The organism is Enterococcus sp. 9E7_DIV0242 (assembly GCF_002140975.2).
In the GTDB taxonomy this organism is placed as follows: domain Bacteria; phylum Bacillota; class Bacilli; order Lactobacillales; family Enterococcaceae; genus Enterococcus_L; species Enterococcus_L clewellii.
This window is the reverse complement of sequence record NZ_CP147247.1, coordinates 1,444,173-1,468,673: the sequence shown is the minus strand read 5'-3', so window position 1 is coordinate 1,468,673 and position 24,501 is coordinate 1,444,173. Positions and strand designations below refer to the sequence as shown.

Annotated in this window: 24 protein-coding genes; 17 read left to right on the top strand and 7 right to left on the bottom strand. The window is 38.8% G+C overall.

Annotation, left to right across the window (positions count from 1 at the left end):
* Positions 1 to 7: 7 nt before the first annotated feature.
* Positions 8 to 235: a hypothetical protein gene (locus tag A5888_RS06855; protein WP_086350336.1), complete on the bottom strand. Its 228-nt coding sequence runs from the start codon at positions 233 to 235 to the stop codon at positions 8 to 10.
* Positions 236 to 367: 132 nt separating this feature from the next.
* Complete coding sequence (locus A5888_RS06850; protein ID WP_086350335.1) at positions 368 to 1,126, bottom strand: TraX family protein; 759 nt, start codon at positions 1,124 to 1,126, stop codon at positions 368 to 370.
* A gap of 235 nt (positions 1,127 to 1,361) precedes the next feature.
* Between A5888_RS06850 and A5888_RS06845 the strand changes: the two genes are divergently transcribed.
* Complete coding sequence (locus tag A5888_RS06845; protein WP_086350334.1) at positions 1,362 to 2,219, top strand: HAD-IIB family hydrolase; 858 nt, start codon at positions 1,362 to 1,364, stop codon at positions 2,217 to 2,219.
* A gap of 188 nt (positions 2,220 to 2,407) precedes the next feature.
* On the opposite strand, the gene A5888_RS06840 is transcribed toward A5888_RS06845, so the two are convergent.
* Positions 2,408 to 3,184 (bottom strand): MerR family transcriptional regulator, encoded by a 777-nt coding sequence (locus A5888_RS06840; protein WP_249274527.1) that lies wholly within the window; start codon positions 3,182 to 3,184, stop codon positions 2,408 to 2,410.
* A gap of 191 nt (positions 3,185 to 3,375) precedes the next feature.
* On the opposite strand from A5888_RS06840, the gene A5888_RS06835 reads away from it, so the two are divergent.
* The 4 genes from A5888_RS06835 to A5888_RS06820 all read left to right on the top strand — a co-directional run bounded on the left by A5888_RS06835 (position 3,376) and on the right by A5888_RS06820 (position 7,424).
* On the top strand, positions 3,376 to 4,107 hold the full coding sequence (locus A5888_RS06835; protein WP_086350333.1) for an ABC transporter ATP-binding protein: 732 nt from the start codon (positions 3,376 to 3,378) through the stop codon (positions 4,105 to 4,107).
* Between the two features lies 1 nt (position 4,108).
* Complete coding sequence (locus tag A5888_RS06830) at positions 4,109 to 4,825, top strand: ABC transporter permease (protein ID WP_086350332.1); 717 nt, start codon at positions 4,109 to 4,111, stop codon at positions 4,823 to 4,825.
* A gap of 158 nt (positions 4,826 to 4,983) precedes the next feature.
* A complete protein-coding gene (locus tag A5888_RS06825; RefSeq protein ID WP_086350331.1) occupies positions 4,984 to 5,352 on the top strand; it encodes a MerR family transcriptional regulator in 369 nt (122 codons plus the stop codon).
* 68 nt (positions 5,353 to 5,420) lie between these two features.
* Positions 5,421 to 7,424: a HelD family protein gene (locus A5888_RS06820; RefSeq protein ID WP_086350330.1), complete on the top strand. Its 2,004-nt coding sequence runs from the start codon at positions 5,421 to 5,423 to the stop codon at positions 7,422 to 7,424.
* A gap of 75 nt (positions 7,425 to 7,499) precedes the next feature.
* On the opposite strand, the gene A5888_RS06815 is transcribed toward A5888_RS06820, so the two are convergent.
* The gene (locus A5888_RS06815; protein WP_086350329.1) at positions 7,500 to 8,258 is read right to left on the bottom strand and encodes a MerR family transcriptional regulator; all 759 of its coding nucleotides are present in this window, start codon (positions 8,256 to 8,258) and stop codon (positions 7,500 to 7,502) included.
* Between the two features lie 161 nt (positions 8,259 to 8,419).
* On the opposite strand from A5888_RS06815, the gene A5888_RS06810 reads away from it, so the two are divergent.
* A complete protein-coding gene (locus tag A5888_RS06810) occupies positions 8,420 to 8,773 on the top strand; it encodes a DUF1827 family protein (protein ID WP_086350328.1) in 354 nt (117 codons plus the stop codon).
* Between the two features lie 378 nt (positions 8,774 to 9,151).
* The gene (locus A5888_RS06805; RefSeq protein WP_212647222.1) at positions 9,152 to 10,825 is read left to right on the top strand and encodes a hypothetical protein; all 1,674 of its coding nucleotides are present in this window, start codon (positions 9,152 to 9,154) and stop codon (positions 10,823 to 10,825) included.
* A 99-nt stretch (positions 10,826 to 10,924) separates the two neighbouring features.
* Here the strand turns inward: A5888_RS06805 and A5888_RS06800 are convergent, their stop codons facing one another.
* From A5888_RS06800 to A5888_RS06790, 3 genes are all read right to left on the bottom strand, one after another.
* A complete protein-coding gene (locus A5888_RS06800; RefSeq protein WP_170924857.1) occupies positions 10,925 to 12,112 on the bottom strand; it encodes an ABC transporter permease in 1,188 nt (395 codons plus the stop codon).
* Complete coding sequence (locus A5888_RS06795) at positions 12,099 to 13,241, bottom strand: ABC transporter permease (protein WP_086350326.1); 1,143 nt, start codon at positions 13,239 to 13,241, stop codon at positions 12,099 to 12,101. The genes A5888_RS06800 and A5888_RS06795 overlap by 14 nt, the downstream gene beginning before the upstream one ends.
* A gap of 70 nt (positions 13,242 to 13,311) precedes the next feature.
* On the bottom strand, positions 13,312 to 14,247 hold the full coding sequence (locus A5888_RS06790) for an ABC transporter ATP-binding protein (protein WP_086350325.1): 936 nt from the start codon (positions 14,245 to 14,247) through the stop codon (positions 13,312 to 13,314).
* A 422-nt stretch (positions 14,248 to 14,669) separates the two neighbouring features.
* Here A5888_RS06790 and A5888_RS06785 point away from each other — a divergent pair, with 422 nt between their 5' ends.
* From A5888_RS06785 to rnr, 10 genes are all read left to right on the top strand, one after another.
* Entirely contained in the window at positions 14,670 to 15,779 is a 1,110-nt protein-coding gene (locus A5888_RS06785) for a sensor histidine kinase (protein WP_086350324.1), read from the top strand.
* Complete coding sequence (locus A5888_RS06780; protein ID WP_086350323.1) at positions 15,776 to 16,402, top strand: response regulator; 627 nt, start codon at positions 15,776 to 15,778, stop codon at positions 16,400 to 16,402. The genes A5888_RS06785 and A5888_RS06780 overlap by 4 nt, the downstream gene beginning before the upstream one ends.
* A 447-nt stretch (positions 16,403 to 16,849) precedes the next feature.
* Positions 16,850 to 18,325 (top strand): nicotinate phosphoribosyltransferase, encoded by a 1,476-nt coding sequence (locus tag A5888_RS06775; protein ID WP_086350322.1) that lies wholly within the window; start codon positions 16,850 to 16,852, stop codon positions 18,323 to 18,325.
* 15 nt (positions 18,326 to 18,340) lie between these two features.
* Positions 18,341 to 19,168 (top strand): ammonia-dependent NAD(+) synthetase, encoded by an 828-nt coding sequence (nadE, locus tag A5888_RS06770; protein WP_086350321.1) that lies wholly within the window; start codon positions 18,341 to 18,343, stop codon positions 19,166 to 19,168.
* A gap of 231 nt (positions 19,169 to 19,399) precedes the next feature.
* Complete coding sequence (locus tag A5888_RS06765) at positions 19,400 to 19,672, top strand: (4Fe-4S)-binding protein (protein ID WP_086350320.1); 273 nt, start codon at positions 19,400 to 19,402, stop codon at positions 19,670 to 19,672.
* A 2-nt stretch (positions 19,673 to 19,674) separates the two neighbouring features.
* Positions 19,675 to 19,950: a GNAT family N-acetyltransferase gene (locus A5888_RS06760; RefSeq protein ID WP_086350319.1), complete on the top strand. Its 276-nt coding sequence runs from the start codon at positions 19,675 to 19,677 to the stop codon at positions 19,948 to 19,950.
* Positions 19,951 to 20,230: 280 nt separating this feature from the next.
* Complete coding sequence (locus A5888_RS06755) at positions 20,231 to 20,722, top strand: hypothetical protein (RefSeq protein ID WP_339102010.1); 492 nt, start codon at positions 20,231 to 20,233, stop codon at positions 20,720 to 20,722.
* A gap of 181 nt (positions 20,723 to 20,903) precedes the next feature.
* Positions 20,904 to 21,140 carry a preprotein translocase subunit SecG gene (gene secG, locus A5888_RS06750; protein ID WP_086350317.1) on the top strand — a complete coding sequence of 79 codons (237 nt, stop codon included), beginning with the start codon at positions 20,904 to 20,906 and terminating at the stop codon, positions 21,138 to 21,140.
* A 197-nt stretch (positions 21,141 to 21,337) separates the two neighbouring features.
* Complete coding sequence (locus A5888_RS06745) at positions 21,338 to 22,111, top strand: alpha/beta hydrolase (protein WP_170924856.1); 774 nt, start codon at positions 21,338 to 21,340, stop codon at positions 22,109 to 22,111.
* Positions 22,111 to 24,495, top strand: a complete 2,385-nt coding sequence (gene rnr, locus A5888_RS06740) for a ribonuclease R (RefSeq protein WP_086350315.1) — start codon at positions 22,111 to 22,113, stop codon at positions 24,493 to 24,495. Before A5888_RS06745 ends, rnr begins: the two co-directional genes overlap by 1 nt.
* Positions 24,496 to 24,501 lie beyond the last annotated feature (6 nt).

Below are 24,501 nucleotides of genomic sequence, written 5' to 3'. Positions count from 1 at the left end.
AACGAGTTTAAATTCCTTTTCTGGCAGTTGCTAAAATCCTGATTAGGTTGTCCTGTGGAATCAAATGCACAGATTTATTTTTTTCTGTTAAAGCCACAAGAGTGCCAACCATTTCAGCTGGTTCGACGATCTTCACCTGATCAGTAAAATCTCCTTCTCCCAGCTTGTAAGTCACTACGACATGGGTGTAGTCCTTATTGTTGAAATAGGTGTTGATTGCTTCGGCAACGTTCATATCTTCCCTCCTCTTTTTAAGTGTTTATTATTAAAAGTATAGCATACACATGGGATAAAACTTGATAAACGGCTGGAAATAGCTGCCGATTGCCTATGCCAAGCTGTAGAAAATCGATACTTGTTTATCGGCTCAGGGAATCGTTGAAAAAACAGAACGAATATAGGGCAATAACAGCTGTTGCTGAATAAACCAAAGGAACAAGAGGTGAAGCGGGTAGAACCAATAAAATAAGTATTTCCACTGTCGCCCTCTTTCGCCATTATAAAAATAGATAAAGATGAAGGAGAACATGCCTGCAATGCTGTTTTGCAAGATAATTGCACAGCCTGCTAAGCTTTTGATCAGAGGATATTTTCGCAGGATATACAGAGTAGCAATCATTAAGACACCGATCCAGCCGCGGTAATCTGTATGAAGAAACTCAGCCGTAAAAATTCCTACGCCAATAATTCCCAACGAAATCAATAGATTTACTGGTGTTCGCTCCTCAAATTTTTTCAGTCCAATTAGAACAATCAATCCAATTAATAACGTAAAGAAAACATTTTGCTTCTCCATAGAAAAATAGGAAAGCTGGAATGTCAGATCATAAGGGATTTCTGAGATCAATGCAAAAAGTAGCAATCGGAAAAAATATTTTTTGACATTCGATGTATGAATAAAACCTTCTACCAGCAAAAAGCAAAATAGAGGAAAGGCTAGTCTACCAAGGACAAGGAACACATCAAATACCTTGAGTAGATGGGTATAGAATTCTGCCATTCCAGGAGGAAAGGCATCGATTAAGTGCTGTGGTACATAAAGCAGCTTTGCAGAATGATCCATGAACATGGTGATAATTGCAATCCATTTTAAGGTACTGCCAGAGAAGAATTTTTTTGTTTCCATTAGAGGACTCCTTTTTTACTAGAAAAATGACTCGTTCCACATAAGCTACCTGTTTTGCTTTTTTCGAAAAAATACCTATTTTTCAGTATGTGGATGAAGCCCTTTCGACTGTTTTTGTGTAGAAAATAACTCAACTGTTATTTTACCATAGTTCAATTTTGTTGCTTGGAGAAAATAAATTCTCTTTTTAGATTATGGTATACTGGAGAGAATTGAAAGAAAAGGGGAAAAATAAATGAATGTCGTTTTTTGTGATATTGATGGAACATTTCAAGATATAGGTGGAGATATTCCGGCAATCAACTTTGAAGCAATAGAAGCGTTGCAAAAGCAGGGAGATCATTTTGTATTTATCAGCGGGCGTGGTTATGAGCAGCTTCATGAGCTTTTGGGAATGCTGAAGGGTGACTGTGATGTGATTTTCAGTAACGGTGCCGGCTATCGTCTTATGGGTGAAGAGCCGATTTATCGTGCTTGGTTGTCTTTGGAAAAATGCCGCGAGGCTGCCGCCTTTCTTGAACAGCGCGAGGTTTTCTATTTTATTCATACAGATGAAGGCATCATTATGAAGCCCTATGAGCTATATACAAAGAATTTTTCTGCATTAAGAGAAAAAATGATGGTGATGGGGGAAACGGGAAAGAAAATCATGGACTTTAAAGAAAATTTTTTTGCGAATGATTGTCTTCATGTGGCTGATCCTATCGCCTATTTGGAAGAACATCCTGAATTAAAAGCACTGAAAATTGAAATTATGGAAGCCAGTGATGAAGAGCTGGATTACCTGAGAACCGAGCTTAACGGAGAAGATACGTATGTGTTCTCTTCCTATTTCCAATGTCTGGAAATCGTCAATCCAATCAGTAGCAAGGGACATGCAGTCAATCATTTTATGGCCGAATTTCCAGATGGAAAAAGCTATGGTATTGGTGACGGAGAGAATGATTTAGCCATGCTTGCGACGGTTGATGTCGCAGTTGCAGTAGAAAATGCCCAAGAGAATGTAAAAGAACAGGCCCATATCATTGCGCCTCATTGCTTAGAGGGTGGCGTTGGACAATTCATTTTTGAACACCTGATCCAGCCTACTTAAACAGCTTTATAATTAGAACTTAAAAAATGACTGTGTACAGAAATTTCTATCAAAATCGGGTTAATCGCCGACTATAGATAGGATTCTGTATACGGTTTTTTTGTTCTATCGAAGTATGAGGAGTCACACTGATGACGCCATAAATTTTGCGATAATAGTTATCGCTAAACTTTTCGGGAAGGGGCGAGTTATTTAGCTGAGGATGAATCAGCATAGTTTTGTGCAAGAGTAGCAATCTCTTTTTTTATTTTGCGTGCATTGGCTTTCGCTTGCTCTAAGGAAGTAAGCAGCTTGTCGCAGACGCTGATGATATCTTCAGAAGAGTTGGGTGTATCAAGAATTGCTTTTATATTGGCTGCTTGTCTGTTGTCGAGTGCATTTAACAGACGCAGAATTGATTCAAGCGAGTATTTTGCTGAACGCAACGTACGGATAATTTTCAATCGTTGTAGATCGTCTTCTGTATAGACGCGATAACCATTTCTCATTCGACGAACAGAAAGCAGCCCATTCAGCTCCCAATTCCGCAAAGCATCTGTCGTGATGCATAAAAAATCTGCCGCTTCACTTCTTGTCAGCTCAACATGTAGGGCCTCGTTTTTCCCTGCCAGACTACTTTCAACAATGTCAATCGCTTCAGTTGCTTGCTTGATTTCCTGATCAGCCATTGCAATATAGTCATCAACGAATATCTGCGCTTCCTTGAACGAATAAGTTGCCAGAGCTTTGATTACCTCAACCATTTGTCTTCTTAAGCCAGATTGCAAGACTTCAATTTGAAAAGCCACACGTGCAATTTTAATCACCTCAATATGGTATTCCGTAAAGAGCCGATAGCCATTTTCGGCTCGTTCTGGTGTAGGAATCAAGCCCCATTCTTCATAGCGACGTATCGTATTGGCATGTAGGCCTACAATTTTTGCGACCTCTGCGGTTTTGTATGTCTTGATAATAGATACCTCCAATGTTGTATAGTGCTTAACAGCAACAGGCTTCAAATAAGTATTTGTAGAGTGGACTCTATAAAGCGTTATGAGTCATGCCAATTCATTTTATCAGATTCCTCCGCTGATGACGATTTTAAAACCTTCCACTACACCACCAAGCTTTGATTTTTGGCTATACTTTGTTTCTGAAAAGAAAAGGAGGAGATAAAATGAAGAATTATGATAGCGATGAAGCGGTCGTAGTACAAGATTTAGTCAAAACATTTGGAACAAAAGTAGCGGTTGACCAGTTAAGCTTTTCCGTAAAAAAAGGAACGATCTTTGGGCTGTTAGGTCATAATGGGGCGGGAAAATCTACGACGATTGATTGCATTCTCGGTACGCAACGCTATGACCATGCCACAATCAGATTATTGGGAAAAAATCCTTTGAAGGAAAGAAAAGAACTGTTTCAATCTGTCGGCGTTCAGTTTCAAGAGTCGGCCTTTCAAAGTCAATTGAAGGTCAAAGAGATTTGTGAAATCACTCATTCGCTCTATCGAACCCCCATTAACTGGCAGAACATGCTGGATGAATTTGGTCTTTCAGAAAAGCTCAATGCGTTTTTATCTACTCTTTCAGGTGGAGAAAAACAAAAGCTATGTATCATTTTGGCGATCATGGGAAATCCAGAAATCATTTTTCTAGATGAATTGACGACTGGACTTGATCCGAGTGCAAGGAGAGAGGTTTGGCGGTATTTACTGCTCTTGAAGGAGCGTGGTGTGACGATTTTCCTGACTTCCCATTATATGGATGAGGTAGAGAAGTTGTGTGATCAGATCTTGATTATCAAAAATGGACGAGCTCTTGCTAGTGGGACAGTTGCTGAAGTCATTAGTCAAAGTGGAAAAGAGACAATGGATGAAGCCTTTTTATCTTTGATTGGGGAGGAATTATAAAATGAAAACATTCTGGCTGTTATATAAATCGGAGGCTAAACTTTCTGTAAGAGAAATGTCTTCAATCATTTTTGGTATTTTTGTACCGATTGGGGTCGTTGTGTTGATGGCACTTATGGATTCAAGTAATGAAGCATTGAATCTTAATTTTGCTTCAGTTTCAACAGTAGGAATCTGTTCAGCTGGTGTGATGGGATTACCGTTGGCGCTATCCTCGTATAGAGAGAGGAAGATATTGAAACGCTATCAAGTAACACCGATCAGCCCCCTACAGCTGTTGCTTGCTCATCTCCTGTTTTGCTTTACGATCAGTATCGTGTCTATGCTACTGCTTTTAGTGATTCTGGTTGTTTTCTTTGATTTTCATTACATGGGCTCTTGGTTGCAATTTATCCCAGCCTACTTGCTAGTGATGACGGCGATTCATGCAATTGGTCTGATAGTCGCAAGTCTGTCACCAAGTGAGAAAATGACTGGAACCATTAATTCAGCTATTTTCTTTCCCATGTTCTTTTTATCCGGTGCAACAGTTCCTTATGAAATGTTGCCAGAGGGGCTTCAAAAAGCGGCAAATATTATGCCATTGACTCAAGGAATCAAGCTTCTTAAAGCGATAACGTTTCACGAAACAGCAAATATCCCTTACATTGTTCTTCTATTATCAGCGATTTCTTTGATTGGGCTTTTCATTGCTATCCGCTTTTTCCGATGGGAATAGAATGGTTATAAAGACAGAGCACGATATGCTTTAGTCACTCGCTTCAGGACAAGTGCTCCTTTAAGGCTTGTCCTGATTTAAAAAAGCGGTCATGAAATGATTATGGCAATAGCCAGATACTATCGAAAAATAGGATGCTTCAATAAAGGAGGAAAAAGATGTATACAGTGTATGAGGTTCAAAAACGAACAAAGACAACAATTAAGACACTCAGGCATTACCATAAAGAAGGGCTGCTGGTTCCAGATAAAATATCAGAAGCCGGTTATCGGTATTATAGCGAGAAAAACATTCAGAGATTGAAGGATATTTCAATTTTTCGAGAGCTGGGCTTTTCACTAAAGGAGATAGAAGAAGTGCTAGTTGCTTCCAAGCAAGAAATCTATTGTATTCAACAGAAATTGATCGAAAAGAAAATGAATCTATATAAAGAAATTATGAAAAAAAATGATTCTCAGCCACTCAATTTTGACCAAACTGTTGCGTTAACAGGTATGCTTTCTCAATGTAAAAAAATAGTTGATTAGAACCCTCCACTATACCACCAAGGTTCGGGTGGTTGCTATAATCGGTATGACGAAAGGGGAGAGTTGATATGGAGAACACAAAAGAACAGCAATACCTAAATAATGCGGTTGTAGCAATTAAAGAACGGATCAAAGTAATGGAGCAGACGCTTGATTCGAATGAAGAAAGTTACAAAAATATGCAAAAGTACACAGTTGATTATAAAAATGAACTAGACAAATACGAGGTCTATAATTTTCATCAAAATATGAACTACATTGATAAAAGAAATATATTGGAATCTGGTGTGTTGAAAAAGCTGGAGTACCAGAAAGAGACGCCTTACTTTGCTAAAATCGGTTTTCAATTCGATGGAGAAAAGGAGCAAGAGGATTTCTATATTGGCCGGTTCGGCTTTGCGGACAAGTATGGCGAACAGCTGATATATGATTGGCGTGCACCGATCTCCTCTTTGTACTATGATTTTAATCTTGGCGCCGCAGCCTATGAATCGTTTGGGAAAACTTTCCCCGGAACGATCAAGCTAAAAAGACAATACGAAATAGAAGGGCAGGAATTAAAATGGATGGTGGATACAGAAGAATCTCTAAATGATGAGTTTCTGCTGAAAGAGCTAGGTAAGAATACATCCAATGAAATGAAGACGATCATCCACACGATTCAAAAAGAACAAAATGAAGTTATTCGAAATTTGAAAACGAAAAATTTGATCATCCAAGGTGTTGCGGGCTCTGGAAAAACCTCGATTGCCCTTCACCGGTTAGCCTATCTTCTTTATCGGCAAAGAGAAACCCTGACCTCTGAACATGTGTTGATTCTATCGCCAAATCGAATTTTCGCCGACTACATTTCTACCGTACTGCCTGAGTTGGGGGAAGAAGATTTACAGCAGGTGGATATTACCATGTTGGGCAAACGATTCATTGATGAGTCGATTCGTGTATCAAGTCGACAAAGAGAAGTAACAGAGCTGTTAGAAAATCCAAGCTCAGATAAAAGTAAAAATTTCCGCTACAAACGCTCAGCAACATTCTTTGAAAAGGCACTGACACATTTGGAAACGTTGAAAGCTCGCCTGTATGCGGAGGATATTCTGCTGTCGGAAGGAATAAGGATAGACCGCGAAGCTATTCAGTCACTTGTTGAACAAAGCCGAGAGCAAGCATTGTTTCCACTGATAAAAACAATCGCGAAAATTTTAGGAAAAGACTTGGAAAAGCAGCAGGAAAAAGAGCAATTAAATAAAGTAATCGAGCAGCAATTGAAGAAACGTGTAGCATTCAAAAATAGCTTACAGGAATACGAGGACTTTCTCGAAACACTGCCAGAAATATATCATAGCCCAATCAAAAATGAATATCTGAATTACTGTGATCTGTTTCCGTATCTTTTATTCAAGCTGAAAATCGAAGGGATCGAACCGACGTCAACAATCAAACATTTGGTCATCGATGAAATGCAGGATTATTCCTTGCTGCAATTCTATGTCTTGGATCAGCTTTTTCCAAATGAGAAGACGATTTGCGGAGATGTGAATCAAAATTTAACAGAGGAGAATGCATCCTTTTTAAATGACTTAAACCATTTACTTCCAAAAAGCAGCATAACAGAATTTCACATGAGCTATCGTTCCAGCTTTGAGATCATTGCGTTTGCTAAAGCCTTTACGACCAATCAGGAATTGACAGCCATAAAGCGTCACGGCGAACCGGTCGTAGTTCAAACAGTTGATGGGTCAGAAGAAAAAATAAATGAAATTCGGCAATCGATTGCAGCATTTCTGTCCAGTGAGCGTAAAACCTGTGGCATCATCTGTCAAAGCTGGAAAGAGGTAGAGGTAATTGAGGCGGAATTGAACGATTATCCGTTGAACAAATTTGGTGAACAGACCGCTAAAATGGCTGAGGGAATCATCCTCACTACGGTACAATTTGCAAAAGGCCTTGAGTTTGACGAAGTCATTCTTTCAGATATCACAGAGAAGCAGCTGACAGAAAAAAGTAATGCCATCTATACCAGTTGTTCCCGGGCACTGCATAAGCTGACGGTTTTAGTAACAACCAAAGCTTAGCGCAGAGGAACAAAAAAGCGTTGCAGGTATCATTTTCGGATATCTGCAATGCTTTTTGAATTGAGTGGAAAAGTATTAAATTGCGTATTTTTTTATTGCCTGACAAAGCAACTCGGCAGTATTTTCGCCACCGCGTTCATTGTAATAAGCAGCAAAGCGCTCATCTGCTGTGTACATATCAGCCAATCCACGATGTGCTTCGACTGAGTAGCTTGACCATGTGTAGCTCAACCATTTTTTATGGGTTTCATAAACCTTTTTTGCTGTATCTGACTCAAGCTCGTTTGTTTTTGCCAATTCTTTCAAGTTAGCAAATAGTTCATTCTCTGTCTGTGTCATTGCCTGGAAGTCTTCTTCACTCATATTGCTCCATTTTTTGTTAGATGCTTCAATGGTTTTTTCACCATATTTTTCTCGAATTTCACTGCCATATTGTTGTTCATTTTCTGCTAGTTTTTCTTTTTTGAATGCAGCAAATTTTTCTGTATCAGTCATCTGAATCTCTCCTCTGTGATAGCTTAATGATTTTTCGATTGTCAGAAGAAGCTGGTCGATCTGCCTTCTTTTTTTGGTCAACTCTTGATAGTGCTGTTCCAAGGCAATCTCGAAATTGAACTCTTGTTGCTCTAATATCTCCTTGATGGTATCCAATTTCATATCCAATGAACGATAGAATAGAATCTGCTGTAAACGGTCAACCTCTTGTTTCCCGTAAATCCGATACCCTGATGAATTCACCCGCGCAGGTTTTAATAATTCAATTTCATCATAGTAACGCAACGTTCGTGTACTGATTCCAGATAGTTGGGCCAGTTTTTTGATTGTGTACTCCATTGTTTTCCCTCCTGACATCCTTATCATAAACCTTAACGTAACGTAAAGGTCAAGTAAATATGTAAAAAAAATTAAGATTGAGAAAATTTTTCCAAAATAGTCGAAAAAAGAGTAGAATTAAATGACAAGAAAGAAGCAGAATGACAAAGGGGATGCATTGTATGAAACTAGTAGAAACACCGCTTCACAGCAATTTAGATTTAAGCACACTTTATCCAAACGTAACAGGCTACCTATCAGGGAAAAAAACAATCAAATATTATAAGCTGTATTCTTTGGATCGGACACAGGTTATTTATATGGATGTATTTGACAAAATCAATATTGTCCTGGTCAACAGCAAAAAGAAAATCTCGAAGCAAGAGATCGATTATGTGATCAAACGTTTATTGGATGCAACAAGAGAAGATGTGACTATCTATCTGGATATGAAAGCAAAGATGGAAAAGAAAGGGTTCAAACCTTCTCGTTCAGCAAAAGACCTTATTTTGATCCAAAAAGATGTCGTTGATTAGGAAATCTCTGAATCAAGCTTGAGGAAAGCTTCTCCTTAGGCTTGATTTTTTTGACGGTGAAAATTATAAAATTTTAGATAAAGAAATCCAATAGTGTCAATCCTAAGCAATCCTCATTCGGTTGCTCGAAATCTGACTGAACGCGTGTTGCTTTTCTTTTTGTCTGGCTACATGAGTTATACTTTTCTAATTTCTACATTGATTTTTGCACGTTACATGGCGAGTTTGGTTTGACATCTGACGATGAATAAAATACGATGGATTTGCGATAAAGTGACAAGAGATTATATAGTTGTCGAAAAATCAGGATTTTCTGTACAAATAGTTTTAAGTGGTATTACCACCTAATGTTGGAATAAATGTATAAGGGAGAAGTTTATGAAACGGGTTGCGGCAAAGGTTGATTATAAAGTGATTGCGGTATTGATTGTTTTCAGTCTACTGACACTATTTCCGTATTTTCTAAATAATTTTATTTATCATCAGGATGATATTTTTTTTCATAGAACACGCTTGGAGAGCTACTATGAAGCAGTAAAACAACTAGATTTTTTTCCCAGGCTCTTTTCGACTATGGGAAACAATTACGGTTATGCAGCAGACCTGTTCTATCCGTCGTTATTGACTCTGCCGTTTGCGTTGTTTCGATTGGTAGGGATGGGCTTTGTCCACTCCTTTTTTCTCTATCAGTTTCTAATCAGCCTTACGACTGCGGCGATTGCGTATAAAGTGATGAAGGCAATGACCGGTTCAAAGTATCAAGGATTGTTTTTCTCTATTCTATATACGACTGCCACCTATCGATTGATTGATCAGTCCATAAGAGGGGCCTTGGGGGAAACACTGGCATTTTGTTTCCTACCTATGATTCTATACGCAGTGTATGCTATCGTTTATAAAGAAAAAGACAATTGGCTTTTGTTGACTGTTGGAATGAGTCTGCTGATAGCCAGTCATTTGATTACAGCTTTTTACGCGACGATTTTTATCGTGATTTTTTTGATTCTTCATTTTCATTTGCTTGATCGAAGAAAGGTCATTTCCATTTTAAAGGCAGGGGTATCAAGCGCATTTCTCTCTGCTTGGTTTTTTCTACCTTATTTAGAGCAAACGATGCAGGTAACCTTTAATTTTACGAAAGCTAAGCTGTGGTTGATTGGACTGGATTTCACATTGGGTGATTTATTAGGAAATAGCCTATCAAATATTGGCAAGACCTCAGAGGCTTTGAAACCTAATTTTGGGATTTTTATTCTAGGAGTCCTCATCTATGCGATGCTTCATTATAAAAAGCTGACAGATTCTGCTAAAGCTTTGACGAATACCACGCTTCTTTTGATTGTCGCATCGACGAATCTATTCTTTTGGGCTTCTTTTCAAGATACCTTTTTATCCGTTATTCAATTTGAATGGCGCTTGCTGATTTTTGTGACACTTTTTGGCAGCGTACTTGCAACTTGGGTATTGTTTCGACATATTGATAAACCGGAAAAAACTATTTTTCTGTTTTCTGCGTTATTGATTTTTCTGCTGACCTATAGTTTTAATGTGAACACGATGGAAATTTCAAGCAGTAAAAACAGCTTTATAATAACCGATGAAAATTTTGAGGAATTTCAACAAAGTGAGATTGGGCATGGCCGAGAGTATCTGGTCAAAGATACAGATACGTCTACGTATTTTATGAATCCTGTTCCTAAAATCGATCAAACTGTTTATCTGACCAATACGACGCAGAAGCATAGCTATAAAACAAGTGAGTACAATGTCCAGCTGTTGAACGATTCTGTTGTCCAATTGCCAAAGTTTTATTATATCGGTTATGCTACTTCAGTTGATGGGACAGCAACTTCCTATTATGAAAAGGACGGATTTTTGACGATGGATGTTCCGGCGGGAGAGCATGAGATTATAGTTACTTATGTAGGGACAATGATCCAGCGAGTTTCTGTGTGGCTGTCTCTGTTGACAGGGATTGCATTGACTGGAGTATGGATTCGTCGATTACTTCTTCCTAAAAAGGGGAAACATGCAGTGAAAACTAATTTCTAGAAGAGAATAAGGAACAAGTTTGCTTCTGTTGGAACAGCAAAAAAGCAGGAAATGCCGAGAGAAATATCAGGCTTATCTTGCTTTTTTGTCGTTCTATGATTATGCAGTTGCTTTTTTGAATAGTGAAATCTTCAACCCGCCACGTTCTTTTTTCGTCAACATGGCAAGCAAGAAGAAAATCAATGCGAATATCAATAAGATGAACGAGTTGAATTGAAAATCCTTCATAAAAGCACTGTCAAGGTTTAGACTGCCGCCAATCAATTCGTTGTTGCGGACATACCAGTAGGTTGGGGTGAAAGAAGCTACTTTGTTTACCACATCAGGTAGGATCTCAGAAGGGACGAAAACCCCTCCAATAAAAGAGCTGCCCAATATAAATGTATTGTTGACTGCCCCAACCATTTCAGGACTTTTGATTAACCCAGTGATAAAGATACTGAAGGCGATCACCGCAAGTAAAAAGAGAAGTGAGTTCAGTAAAAAGTATGGGGTATAGCCGTTGAATCCAATTCGAGTATAGACAAGGGTATAGGTAATAAATGCTAGCCAGACTGTACCGGAAAATAAGAGACTGCTGGTCATCAATTGTCGGGAGAACCTCTTTTTGGAAAGTGGTGAACAGCTATTCCGACGCTGAATTTCATCACGGTTGAAGGCCAGGTTTACAATCGAGATCCCACTGAAAATCGTCATGAATAAACCGTAAGAAATGACATTGAAAACACCAGCAGTTCCTTGGTTTTTTTCAAGTCGGTTAAAGTTCTTATCGAAATGAATCTGCCCTTTTTCAGTGATATTTTCAATGGTCAGTTGACTGATTTCATCTGCTGTTTTTTGTGGAAAAGCAGCGGTATAAAATTGATAAGTCGAGAGATAGTGATTGATGATATTGTCGACATATACCTGATTAAAACTGCCGGCTTTGACCTGAACAGCCAGCTTCATAGGAGAGCTTCCTGATTGCAAGGACGCTCCGAATCCTTTTGGAATTTCTACTACATAGTTTAGTTCCTGGAAATAAAGAGCATCGTCGATTGCTTCCTGATTTCCCTTGAAAGGAACATAGTCCATAGTATCTTTCAAATAATTTGTTAAGGCACTAGCTTCAGGAGAATCATCCTTATTGAATAGGGCTATTTTTGATTCTGTTGCTGAAAAAGAGCTTTCATTGGCGTTTAAATTCCCGGCATACATAAAGGAAATACCGATACTTACCGCAAAACCAAGAAGAATACTTATTTTGTTTTCTCTTAAAATATAATAGAAGGTTTTAAACACTGACATATTGGGCTCTCCTTTCATACATGAAGCTCAACAGTACAAAGATAACCGTCAAAACGGCTAGACAAACAAGATTGATGTAGAAGCTATCAATGTTCTCGTAGTAATAGAGCTTATAAAGACTTTCACTGACTAAGTTGACTGGATTAATCTGTCCCAGAATCGGGATATGCTTACTTATCAAGTACTTGATATCTGGAACCATCATCCCGGCAAGGAAGCTGCAGACAATTTGAAAGGTTACGCCTAAAGAAATTTTCTGATCTAAAGACCCTTTTAACAGATTACCGATACACGTACCCATAGCGATTGCTGTCACTGCGGAAATTGTACAGGTAAGCAGAATCAGGTTCCACCGTGACCCAAAATCGACTTGATAAACAAAATGAAAAATTGCTAGAATCAAGTAAAGCTCTACGATGAATACCGTGAACGCCGCCGCAAGATTGGCTAAAACAATGCTCATCTTGTTTTGAGGTGCCATACTCAAGCGGATACCATTCGCTGACTGATTGGCCTGCTCATCGTTTGTATTGGATAAGCCCCAAAAGAAACCAAACATACAACTCATGCCCACAAGAGTGAAGAAGAAAAAGCTTTTTGTGCTGCCTTTACTAGCCGTTTTATTCGCTACTTGAATGAAATTTGCTTGTTGTCCAATTGATTGGGCCAGCTCAGTCGCCAATAGTTCAGGTGCTTCTTGCTGTAGTGTTGCCACAGTTTTTTGTGCTTGTTGAAATTGGTCTAAAAAAACACTTAACAAGCTTTGTTGGATGCCTTGTTGATTTAGATTTAAGCTGATACCGGAAGTAGCGAGGACATAGTAGCCATAGATATCGCCATCTTCAAGCTGTTTTTCTGCTTGTTTTTTTGTCAGTGAAACAGGGTTAAGCATTTTCTTTCCGTCATTTTCAAGAGCCTTCACTGTTTCGAGAAACATGGTTGTTTGTGTATTGTCGCCCTCTTGTACGATGCCGACAGGGACTTGGTCAAAATAGATTTGATCATCTAAACTACTGAAAGCAGCAGTGAAGAAAATCCCCATACAGACTGGGAACATAAAGGTCCAGAACATCAAAGGTTTGTTTTTTAATAGAACCTTCAGCCGGTAAATATATAAATGTGTAAACATGATTATCCTCCTTTGCTATTGTTCGTTTCGTCCATCTTTGCGATTTTTGAAGAAACGAATCTATCTGTTGCTATTGATCACGTAGCTCACGACCAGTGATTTCAAGAAATACATCATTTAGTGTCGGCTGTTGTGTCTGGAAATTTCCAAAGGCGAGCTGTTCTTCCTCCAAAATTTTGAGAACGTGTGTGAAAACTCGCTTTGTTTCCTCCGTATTGATTGTTACGTAGGCATTGTCATAGGATATATCTAGAATTCCCGGTAAGGAAAGTAATTTTTCTTTAACGGATTCAGGGAAAACAGGTACTTCAATTATTAGCTTTTCATTCATATGAATCATGGCTTTTAGCTCTTCTTTGGTTCCTTTAGCGATGACCTGTCCTTTTTCCATAATGACGATGTTATCGCAAAGCTGTTCCACTTCTTCCATATAATGGGTCGTGTAGATAATGGTTGCACCCTGTCGGTTCAGCTCTTTGATGCTGTCTAAAATCTTGTTTCGGCTTTGAGGATCGACCGCAACAGTTGGCTCATCAAGAAAAATCAATTCCGGCTTATGAGCGATACCGCAAGCAATGTTCAAACGACGTTTTAACCCGCCACTCAGTTTTTTTGGAAAGAACTTTTTGAAATCTTCCAAACCAACAAGCTGGATCACATCTTCTACATGCTGTTTTCGTTCCTTTTTATCTGTGATGTAGAGACCGCAGTAATAGTCGATATTTTCTATGACAGTCAGCTCTTCAAAAACCGCTACTTCCTGAGGAACAACACCGATCCTTTTTTTGATATCATACTGATCCGGTGCCATGTCCTTTCCAAATATTTTAATCTCCCCCTTATCGTAAGAGAGAAGTGAAAGCATACAATTGATGGCCGTTGATTTTCCACTGCCGTTTGGTCCAAGTAATCCCAGGATCTCTCCTTCTTTTACTTGAAGATTGAAGTGGTTCAAGGCAACAAGCTTTCCATAGCGTTTGATTAAGTCATTGATTTCGATGATCATGATTTTGAACTCCTTTGTGTTTTTGAAGAAACGAGTCAGATAATTGCCCAGTTTCTCTATTTTGGTGGTTCGATATCTATTGCTTCTAGAGATTCCTGCAAAAGAGCAATAGTTCTCCTTTGTGTTTTTGAAGAAACGAGTCAGATAACTGCCCAGTTTCTCTATTTTGGTGGTTCGATATCTATTGCTTCTAGAGGTTCCTGCAAAAGAGCAATAGTCCTCCTTTAGATTTTTGAAGAAACATATCCAATATATTTTTTGAAGAAACATTCCAAGTTATCCCGCAGGTTCTTCTTTTTTCATTTATAATGTAACTATACATGAATGGATGTGGATTTATGAGTGACTATTCTCATAAAGTAATGTGACATTTGTCACAATGTTGAAAATTTTGGTAGAAAATTAAAGGAGTAAATCGATAAATGGAAACATTTCGAACAAGCAATTTTGTAGAAAAGGGGCTGCTGTTGTTTTTTAGCTTCTTGCTTTTGATCAGTGATTCTTATCAAAGTGAACGAGTGGTCTTCATTTTACTGACCTTGTTATTTAGCATGATTATTTGGGTTTTGCAACAACCAAAGCTATCTGTAGTGGCTATCTTCATTCTTTTGCTCGCGTCCTATTGGTGGAAGGAATATGTCTTTTTCATCCCTTTTCTTTTCTATGATGGGATGTATGATACCAGCTATGGTGTGACGGTTGTCAATGCCGGTCTGATGAGTGTTTACTTAGTATCCGATGACCAGCTTAGTCTGACCAACAAATCTTTTATTATCGGTCTGTGCCTTCTTGCTTCCTATTTAGCCCATCGACATATTGGAGCTATTCAGTCGAATGAACGAAGACAATTGCTTGAGGACGAAATGTTGTCGTTAAACTATTCGTTGCAGCAGCAAGAGAAGGAGCGACAAAAACGTCAGGAGACGATGCTTTCATTAGAGGTTTCAAATGAACGGAATCGAATCGCTCGGGATATCCATGACAATGTAGGACATCTGCTGTCCAGTAGTTTACTTCAAATTGGAGCTATTCAGACAATCAATCAGCAGGAAAATCTTCAAGCGCCACTGAATCAATTGAAAGAAACCGTTACAGAGGGAATGGATAATATTCGTTCCAGTGTCCATGACTTACATGATGAATCCTTGCGTTTGTCGATTGCGATGCAGAAGATTTTGGAAAATTTTCAATTTTGTGCGGTAGAGTTGACGGATGAGCTGCCTGAATATTTGGATAAAGAGTGCAAGCTAGCGTGTATCATGATTGTTAAGGAAGCCTTATCGAATATCATGAAGCATAGTAATGCAAAGAAGGCTGTGATCAGCTTCAAACAGCAGCCTGGTTTTTATAAGCTGACAATCTCAGATAACGGTACGAAAAGAAAAGTGACGGATATCACAGAGCGTGGCATTGGTTTGACTAGTATGGAGGAGCGTCTTTCAAGACTTGGTGGACGTCTGAATTATCATCAAACAGAGCAAGGCTTTTCATTGATTGCAATATTCCCTAAGTATGAAGGAGAGACAATATGATTCGATTAGTAGTAGTAGATGATGATTTTTTAGTTACGACGTCATTAAAAACGATTGTTGAAGCCAGTCAGGAAATTGAGGTAATCGGGATTGGGCATTCTGCAGAGGAAGCTGTCGCGTTGTACCAAGAACAGCTACCGGATATTTTATTGATGGATATTCGAATGGGAGAAAGCACTGGCTTGGATGCAGCTAGAACAATTTTAGCGGAGCAGCCAAAAGCAGCGATTCTACTTCTGACCACCTTTTCTGATGACGAATACATTGTAGAGGCATTGAAGTTAGGAGTGAAAGGTTATCTGCTAAAACAGAATATGGACGCAATCGTTCCTTCTATTAAAGCAGTAAAAAATGGTCAGTCTGTATTCGGAAATGCAGTAATAGACAAGCTTCCTAATCTTTTACAGACTGAAAAAAATGAAAAAGGGTGTGCGATCGATTTGACAGAAAGAGAGCGAACGACCTTATCCTTGATCGCAGAAGGTTTGAATAATAAAGAAATCGCAAAAGAGCTATTTTTGAGTGAAGGAACGGTACGCAATTATGTCAGTGTTTTGTTGGAAAAGCTTGAGTTGAGGGATCGAACACAGCTAGCTATATTCTATTATAAAGAGTTGACTTAGTTCTATAATTCAATAAACAATATAAGGATCGAATAGAAATATTTTCAAGTTTTTAGAAAAATAAGCATCAGAAAAGCTTCCTATATATCTTTCCATTCTGTAATGTAATTGGATGATTCCGCTAGGTATAGAACAGAAAAACAATGGAATGATTCAAAATCATTGGGTTTTCTGTTCTTTTTTTGATAAAATGAAATGAAAGCATTGTTGAAAATGGAAGGAACTCTTTCTGAAATAACAATAGGTTGAAGGCGTGTATGTTGAAGTATCTATAGACACGGGACTTTATATACGAGTGATACCTAATGCCAACGCCGGAAGAAACTTCTCCTGAGCCGTATGTTTAAACAGTGTTTTAGTTAAAATGGGATATCTTTGGGAATAAAGTGCTGGATAGTCTATGATGAAAGAATGCCGGTGCTAAAAATAAAGGATCGAGGGTTCAAGATGGATAAAAATTATCAAGATGACAGTTTGACGTTACACACGGATCTTTATCAAATCAATATGATGAAGACATACTGGGAGTTAGGTCGTGCAGATTTGCACTCAGTGTTTGAATGCTATTTCAGAGAAATGCCGTTTGGACACGGGTATGCGATTTTTGCCGGATTGGAGCGGTTGGTTCATTATTTGGAGAACCTAACCTTTTCGAACTCAGATATTGACTATCTTAGAGAAGCAGAGGACTATCCAGAGGAGTTTCTTACCTATTTAGCGGATTTCAAGTTTACCTGTACTGTTCGTTCCGCGCTTGAAGGCGATTTGGTTTTCAATAATGAACCATTGATTCAAGTAGAGGGACCTTTGGCACAATGTCAGCTAGTAGAAACAGCTTTGCTGAACATGGTGAATTTTCAGACCTTGATTGCAACGAAGGCAGCCAAAATAAAGTCAGTGATTGGTGACGATCCATTGATGGAGTTTGGTACACGTCGTGCGCAAGAATTAGATGCAGCGATTTGGGGAACAAGAGCTGCGTTTATTGGTGGAGCAGACGCAACCAGTAATGTTCGAGCAGGTAAGATTTTTGGTATTCCTGTCAGCGGTACGCATGCACATTCTCTTGTTCAATCGTATGGGAATGATTATGAAGCGTTTCTTGCTTATGCAAAAACACACAAGGATTGCGTCTTTCTTGTAGATACGTATGACACCTTAAAATCAGGAGTGCCAAATGCGATTCGTGTAGCCAATGAAATGGGTGATAAAATCAATTTCCTTGGGGTTCGGATCGACAGTGGGGATATGGCGTACATTTCTAAACGTGTCAGAGAACAGTTAGATGAAGCTGGTTATACTGAGGCTAAAATCTATGCTTCGAATGACTTAGATGAAAATACAATTCTTAACCTGAAAATGCAAAAAGCGAAGATTGACGTTTGGGGTGTGGGCACCAAGCTGATTACAGCGTACAATCAACCTGCGTTAGGTGCTGTTTTCAAACTGGTATCTATTGAAGATGAACAAGGTGTGATGCAAGATACAATTAAGCTGTCTAGCAATGCCGAGAAAGTAACGACACCTGGGAAAAAACAGGTGTGGCGCATCACACGCAAATCAGATAAAAAATCTGAGGGTGATTATGTTACTTTATGGGACGAGGATCCTAGAAAAGAAGCAGAGATTTTCATGTTCCACCCAGTACACACCTTTATCAATAAAACGGTTCGTAATTTCGATGCGCGACCTGTCTTACAGGAAATTTTCGTAGATGGTAAGCGTGTCTATGATTTGCCAACACTTGACGAAATCAAGCATTATGCCAAAGAAAATCTTGATTCTCTTTGGGAAGAATATAAGCGTGATCTGAATCCGCAAAAATATCCAGTCGATTTATCAACAGACTGTTGGAACCATAAAATGCGTTTACTGGAAAAAGTGAGAAAAGATGTTCAGGCGTTCAGCGAAAACAATGAATAAATGGAGGGATGTTGTATGAAGCCGATGCAGCAAGCGATTATTGAAGAATTAGGTGTGAAACCGACGATCGATCCGCAAGAAGAAATTCGAAAAAGTATTGATTTTATGAAGGCTTATCTATACAAGCATCCATTTTTAAAAACGCTAGTATTGGGAATCAGCGGGGGACAGGATTCCAGTCTTGCTGGTCGTCTGGCTCAATTGACAATGGAAGAGATGCGAACAGAAACCAAAGATACTTCTTATCAATTTATTGCCATTCGCCTACCTTATGGTACTCAAGTAGATGAAGAAGATGCACAAAGGGCCTTGGCATTTATCCAGCCTGATCGCTCCTTAAGAGTGGATATTCGTCCAGCTGTGGATGCGTGTGTTCAAGCGATTGAAGTGACTGGTGAATCAATCAGTGATTTCAATAAAGGGAATATGAAAGCTCGGCAGCGAATGATCGTTCAGTATGCTGTAGCTGGGGAAAATGCAGGTGCTGTGATTGGAACCGATCATGCAGCTGAGAATATCACGGGATTTTTTACGAAATTCGGAGATGGCGGAGCTGATATTCTACCGCTTTTCCGCTTGAATAAGCGTCAAGGCAAAGCACTTCTTAAAGCTTTAGGGGCAGATGAAGCCCTTTATCTGAAAGTACCTACTGCTGATTTAGAAGATGGAAAACCATTGATCGCTGATGAGGTTGCTTTAGGTGTGACCTACGATGATATCGACGATTATCTTGAAGGGAAAGAAATTTCTCCACAGGCACAGGAAACGCTTGAAGGTTGGTATAACAAAACGCAGCATAAGCGCCATTTGCCAATTACAGTATTTGACGAATTTTGGAAATAACAGAATAAAAATAGGAGAGAAATGGTTTGGCAGGTTCACAGCCAAGATCGTTTCTCTTTTTACGTTCAGAGCCAAATGAAATAGAGTGACACGTGCAATGACTTCTCTGTGCTCTGCTGCTTGTTCCAAAAGGATAATAATTTGTAATATAGCCTGTTACTTGATAGAATCAAGACATAGTAGCGCTGAAATGGAGACATTTTACCATGGAAGGTTAAGGAGGTAGATTTGATGGATGGAAGCAAAATCGATGGAAAAGCAGTGACAGAAGAAATGCTAGTAGAAAATGGCTACAGAAAATATGTGGGTGAAGGTATCGATATCTATTATAGTAAGGATATCTGTGCGCATATAGGAAACTGTGTTCGAGGAAATCCGGATGTGTTTGAAGTAGGTCGACGTCCGTGGATCATCGCAGATAATGGAACAGTTGAGGATGATATTCGTGTTATTAATAGCTGTCCAAGTGGTGCACTCAAATATATCAGAAAAGGCGGAAATTAACGATGGAAATAAAAGAAGAGAAAGAGCGCTTTGTGCTTTTTAATGATAGTAATGATGAAATCGGTGAAATGACGTGGTCAAATGCGGGGGAAGAAATGATGATCATTGATCATACTTTTGTCGATCCAAAATACAGAGGTCAAGGCTTAGCTGAAAAGTTAGTATTGAGCGGTGTTGAAAAAGCGCGTAAAGAAAACAAAAAAATTATTCCCTTGTGTCCATTTGCAAAAAAAGAGTTTGATACAAAACCTGAATATGGCGATGTATTGAGAAAATAATTGGTATTATTAAAAATAAAGAGTCTACCCGAAGCATGTTGAATTTTCACGTGCTTCGGGTATTTTTATGGATTTAAATGGGTACATTCCTTTTTTAGCGGTCTGACATAGAGGCACACTTATGAGTGATGAATAAACAGAAAAAACCACATTACCAAAATTGGTTGTTTTTATCAGTAAAAAATGGTTTTTTTTCCATTTTTTAAAACTAAAAAAAATTGCTAAAAAGTCCTTTTTTGTTAGACTTAAAAGGTAAAATAAAATGCAAAGGAGAAGGAAAATGAAAAAAAGAATGTTGATTGTGTTGAGTGGGATGCTTCTAATGGGAGCGATTGTTTTAGGAGGATTGATTGTTCATGCTACTGAATGGTTTACTGTTGGTGACAACGGTGTGATGACGTATGAAACGATTGATCAAGCATGTATTGAACTGTATTCTGATGTTTCTCATGAAAGAAGTTTTGAAAATGGGAAATGGGTATCTGTACTTAAACCAAAAGATATTGTAAAAAGTGTAAAAAGCATAGATGGTAACGAGGTAGATAGTTCTAACTTAAAAATAACTTATCAAGCTATTAATCAGCAAAATGGGGTGTTGAGTGCGGTTTCTGAGGACGATGCTTTAAATGAAAATGGAACGCTGAATTTTGATCGCTATAAGGAATATCATATAACTTTTGATTATACGTATGATTCATCATATATGAGCGGATATTCTACAATTGAGTCTACAATTAGTAAAACTGTTGTAGTTTATGAAGGGATTAACTAAGTAACAGTTTTATAGGAAAAATAGACGGAAGATAGAAAGACACTGGGAAAAAAAATCATCAGTGTCTTTTTGTGTAATAGCATAAATAATGGAATGCTTTTCAAAAATTACGGCTAGTAATTGGGGTTATAATATGCTAAAGTATAATAGATGTAATTTGTATATAAGGGAGTCTGGATAGATGTATAACTTAATTTTAACGACTGTAATCATTCTTTCAGTAGTTATGGTCATTTCGATTTTAATGCAGCCAAGCAAACAAAATAGTGCAGCAAGTGCTTTTACTGGTGGTGCGGATAAGCTTTTTGGTAAGCAAAAAGCTCGTGGGTTTGAAGCAGTGATGCAACGAGCAACTACAGTTATTGGTGCTGTCTGGATGATTCTATTGTTTGTTTTAACAATCTTATCATCGAAGTAAGTACAGAAGACAATCTATGACAGGATATTTACTGATCATCAAGTTTTTTTAGATGATTGGTATTGCTCATAGAGGCTGTTTTTGATTTTTAAGTCTGGACGAATTCATTACAGAATCGTTTCAGACTTTTTTTGTTTGTAGTTTTCCTTTGTCTTTCGCAAGGCATTATAGGGAGAGTGTGATAAAATAAAACGGAGGTGAAGACTGTGAAAAGAAAAATCAAACTACCGGAGCCGTTGTTTGTTGAAGGTGGAGAGAGAGCTGTTATATTATTCCATGCTTATTCTGGCAGCAGCAACGATGTACGTATGTTGTGCCGTTTTTTAGAAAAGAGAAATTATACCGTTTATACTCCGATTTTTTCTGGGCATGCTACGCTTTCGCCAGAAGATATTTTGAATGAAACAGTGACTCAATGGGAGCAGGATGCTCTGCAGGCTGTTGAATTTTTAAAAAGTCGCGGCTACCGTAAAATTGCTGTTTTGGGATTATCAATGGGCGGTATTTTCGCAGTGAATCTATTGACAAGAAAACAGCCAGAAATTGTTGGTGGCGGCTTCTTCTGTTCTCCTATTTACCCTGTTAAAAATAATGTACTGGAAAATTTTTCCATTTATGCTGATGCAGTATTGAAAACAGCTGAAATTGATGTATTGGAACGTACAGAGCGAATGAAAAAGATCAAAGAATCGTCATTCCAACAGTTGCAGCAAATTGAAGCATACGCAGAAAACACTGCAGAACATTTACATGTCATTGATGTTCCTGTCTTTGTCGCACAAGCAGGCAAGGATGAAATGATTGATGCAACAGGTGTTTTTCGAACGATCGAAGCGTTGACAAAAACAAAAATTACATTTAACTGGTACCCGAACAGTGGCCATGTACTAACTGTTGGACCAGAACATAAGGAACTGGAGCAAGATGTTGCCAATTATCTAGATACACTGCTTTGGAATGAGGAGATATAATGACAAAACAAACAATCAAGGAAACGATTCTTTCCTATATGAAGGATCAAAAAAAGAAGAGCTTTTCTATGGAACAGCTGGCAGAAGGGTTGAACTTGCAAAAGAGTGCAGATTTCAAGCTTTTAGTACAGACGGCAGCAGCTTTAGAAAGAGAAGGACTCATTGAGTTTAATAAAAAAGGAAAAATCAAGTTAGTTGAGACTGGTATTTCATTAGAAGGAACGTTTCGTGGGAATGAGCGAGGCTTTGGTTTTGTAACAATTGATGAAGAAGAGCCGGATGTGTATATTTCTAAGGAAAACACGAATTATGCAATGAATGGTGACAAGGTGCTGATCGATATCACTCAACCAGGTGATCCATTTTCTGATCGAGGTGCTGAGGGGAAAATTTTAGAAGTAAAGGAACGGGCAGTGACGCAGGTTGTGGGTGAATTCATCGCATACAATGAAGAGGAAATTGCCAATACAGATTTGTATGGGTATGTTTTGCCAAAGGATAAGAAGCTTAATGGTCTAAGTGTCTTTATCGCATCAGAAGGTATTCGTCCTGTCGATGGAAGTATCGTGATTGCTGAGGTCACACATTATCCTGAACATGGCTATGCCAAAAGCTTGGAAGGGTTGGTCAAAAAAGTAATCGGTCATAAAAATGATCCGGGTATGGATATCATGTCGATTATCGTGGCACATGGTATTCCAACAGCATTTCCAGAAGAAGTGATGGAGGAAGCGGATCAAGTGCCGGATACGATTTCTGATAGTGACCTGAACGGGCGAAGAGATTTACGAGATTCAATCATCGTGACAATTGATGGCGAAGACGCCAAGGATCTTGATGATGCGGTGACTGTGGAAAAGCTGAAAAATGGTAATTACTTTTTAGGCGTTCATATTGCCGATGTTTCATACTATGTCACTGAAGAAAGTCAGATGAACCAGGAAGCGTATGAACGTGGGACAAGTGTGTATCTAACAGACCGTGTGATTCCGATGTTGCCGCAACGATTATCAAATGGTATCTGTTCATTGAATCCCAAAGTACCACGCTTGACAATGAGCTGCGAAATGGAGATTTCGCCGGAAGGAACCGTCCTAAATCATGAAATTTTTCAGAGTGTGATTCAGACAACGGAACGAATGACGTATACAGCTGTTAACGAGATTATAGAAGAACAGAATCCGGAAACAATGGCACGTTATAATAAGCTGGTTCCAATGTTTCAGGAGATGGCTGAGCTCCATGAAATTCTAGAGAAGATGAGAGAACGCCGAGGGGCGATTTCTTTTGAGGATCGTGAAGCCAAAGTATTGGTGAATGAAGAGGGACACCCACAGGATATCGTGATGCGTACGCGCGGTGTAGGTGAACGATTGATCGAATCCTTTATGCTCGCTGCCAATGAAACAGTTGCCAAGCATTTCACTGATTTGAAGCTGCCATTCATTTATCGAATCCATGAACAGCCAAAAGAGGAAAAAATGCAGCGTTTCTTTGACTTCGCTGCCATGCTGGGGATTTTGGTCAAAGGAACAAAAGCGGATATCACGCCAAAGGACTTACAGCGTGTGTTGAATCAGATCGACGGAAAACCGGAAGAGGCGGTCATTAATACCATGCTGTTACGTAGTATGCAACAGGCTCGTTATTCAGAAGATAACTATGGGCATTATGGACTGGCTGCTGAATATTATACACACTTTACTTCTCCTATTCGTCGCTATCCTGATTTGATCGTTCATCGGTTGATTCGCAGCTATGAAAATGATCGATCAGAAGCTACCCAGGAAAAATGGAATAGCTTGTTACCGGATATTGCAGACCATAGTTCAAAAATGGAACGTCGTGCAGTCGAAACGGAACGTGAAGTGGATAGCATGAAGAAAGCTGAATTTATGGCTGATAAAATCGATGAAGAGTATGAAGGAATCATTAGCTCTGTCACGAAGTTCGGAATATTTGTTGAACTGCCGAACACGATCGAAGGCTTGGTTCATATCAATAATTTGAAGCAGGATTACTTCCATTTTGTTGAAAATCATCTAGCATTGGTTGGTGAACGGACAGGATTAACGCTGAAAATTGGGCAGAAGGTCTTGATCCGAGTAGTAAAATCCGATCCAGAAACAAGAGAAATTGATTTTGAGCTGATCGAAGCAGAGGAATTGGAACGCTTAGAGATCCAACGACCAAAACGCGGTAACAATCGCAAGAGCCGCAGAAGAAAAGAAAAGGGGCATGGAAAGTCTGCACAGCAGGAAAAGAAACCAGCCTCTCCGGCAAAGGGCGGCAAAGCGACTGGTAAAAAAGGCGGGAAGAAGCCGTTTTACAAAGAAGTTGCTAAAAAGAAAAAGACAAAGAATAAGAAAAAGAAAAAAATGTAATCGGAG

Coding starts and splice junctions, on each gene's coding strand:
- A5888_RS06855 (WP_086350336.1), bottom strand. CDS start 235: ATGAACGTTGCCGAAGCAATCAACACCTATTTCAACAATAAGGACTAC.
- A5888_RS06850 (WP_086350335.1), bottom strand. CDS start 1,126: ATGGAAACAAAAAAATTCTTCTCTGGCAGTACCTTAAAATGGATTGCA.
- A5888_RS06845 (WP_086350334.1), top strand. CDS start 1,362: ATGAATGTCGTTTTTTGTGATATTGATGGAACATTTCAAGATATAGGT.
- A5888_RS06835 (WP_086350333.1), top strand. CDS start 3,376: ATGAAGAATTATGATAGCGATGAAGCGGTCGTAGTACAAGATTTAGTC.
- A5888_RS06830 (WP_086350332.1), top strand. CDS start 4,109: ATGAAAACATTCTGGCTGTTATATAAATCGGAGGCTAAACTTTCTGTA.
- A5888_RS06825 (WP_086350331.1), top strand. CDS start 4,984: ATGTATACAGTGTATGAGGTTCAAAAACGAACAAAGACAACAATTAAG.
- A5888_RS06820 (WP_086350330.1), top strand. CDS start 5,421: ATGGAGAACACAAAAGAACAGCAATACCTAAATAATGCGGTTGTAGCA.
- A5888_RS06815 (WP_086350329.1), bottom strand. CDS start 8,258: ATGGAGTACACAATCAAAAAACTGGCCCAACTATCTGGAATCAGTACA.
- A5888_RS06810 (WP_086350328.1), top strand. CDS start 8,420: ATGAAACTAGTAGAAACACCGCTTCACAGCAATTTAGATTTAAGCACA.
- A5888_RS06805 (WP_212647222.1), top strand. CDS start 9,152: ATGAAACGGGTTGCGGCAAAGGTTGATTATAAAGTGATTGCGGTATTG.
- A5888_RS06800 (WP_170924857.1), bottom strand. CDS start 12,112: ATGTCAGTGTTTAAAACCTTCTATTATATTTTAAGAGAAAACAAAATA.
- A5888_RS06795 (WP_086350326.1), bottom strand. CDS start 13,241: ATGTTTACACATTTATATATTTACCGGCTGAAGGTTCTATTAAAAAAC.
- A5888_RS06790 (WP_086350325.1), bottom strand. CDS start 14,247: ATGATCATCGAAATCAATGACTTAATCAAACGCTATGGAAAGCTTGTT.
- A5888_RS06785 (WP_086350324.1), top strand. CDS start 14,670: ATGGAAACATTTCGAACAAGCAATTTTGTAGAAAAGGGGCTGCTGTTG.
- A5888_RS06780 (WP_086350323.1), top strand. CDS start 15,776: ATGATTCGATTAGTAGTAGTAGATGATGATTTTTTAGTTACGACGTCA.
- A5888_RS06775 (WP_086350322.1), top strand. CDS start 16,850: ATGGATAAAAATTATCAAGATGACAGTTTGACGTTACACACGGATCTT.
- nadE (WP_086350321.1), top strand. CDS start 18,341: ATGAAGCCGATGCAGCAAGCGATTATTGAAGAATTAGGTGTGAAACCG.
- A5888_RS06765 (WP_086350320.1), top strand. CDS start 19,400: ATGGATGGAAGCAAAATCGATGGAAAAGCAGTGACAGAAGAAATGCTA.
- A5888_RS06760 (WP_086350319.1), top strand. CDS start 19,675: ATGGAAATAAAAGAAGAGAAAGAGCGCTTTGTGCTTTTTAATGATAGT.
- A5888_RS06755 (WP_339102010.1), top strand. CDS start 20,231: ATGAAAAAAAGAATGTTGATTGTGTTGAGTGGGATGCTTCTAATGGGA.
- secG (WP_086350317.1), top strand. CDS start 20,904: ATGTATAACTTAATTTTAACGACTGTAATCATTCTTTCAGTAGTTATG.
- rnr (WP_086350315.1), top strand. CDS start 22,111: ATGACAAAACAAACAATCAAGGAAACGATTCTTTCCTATATGAAGGAT.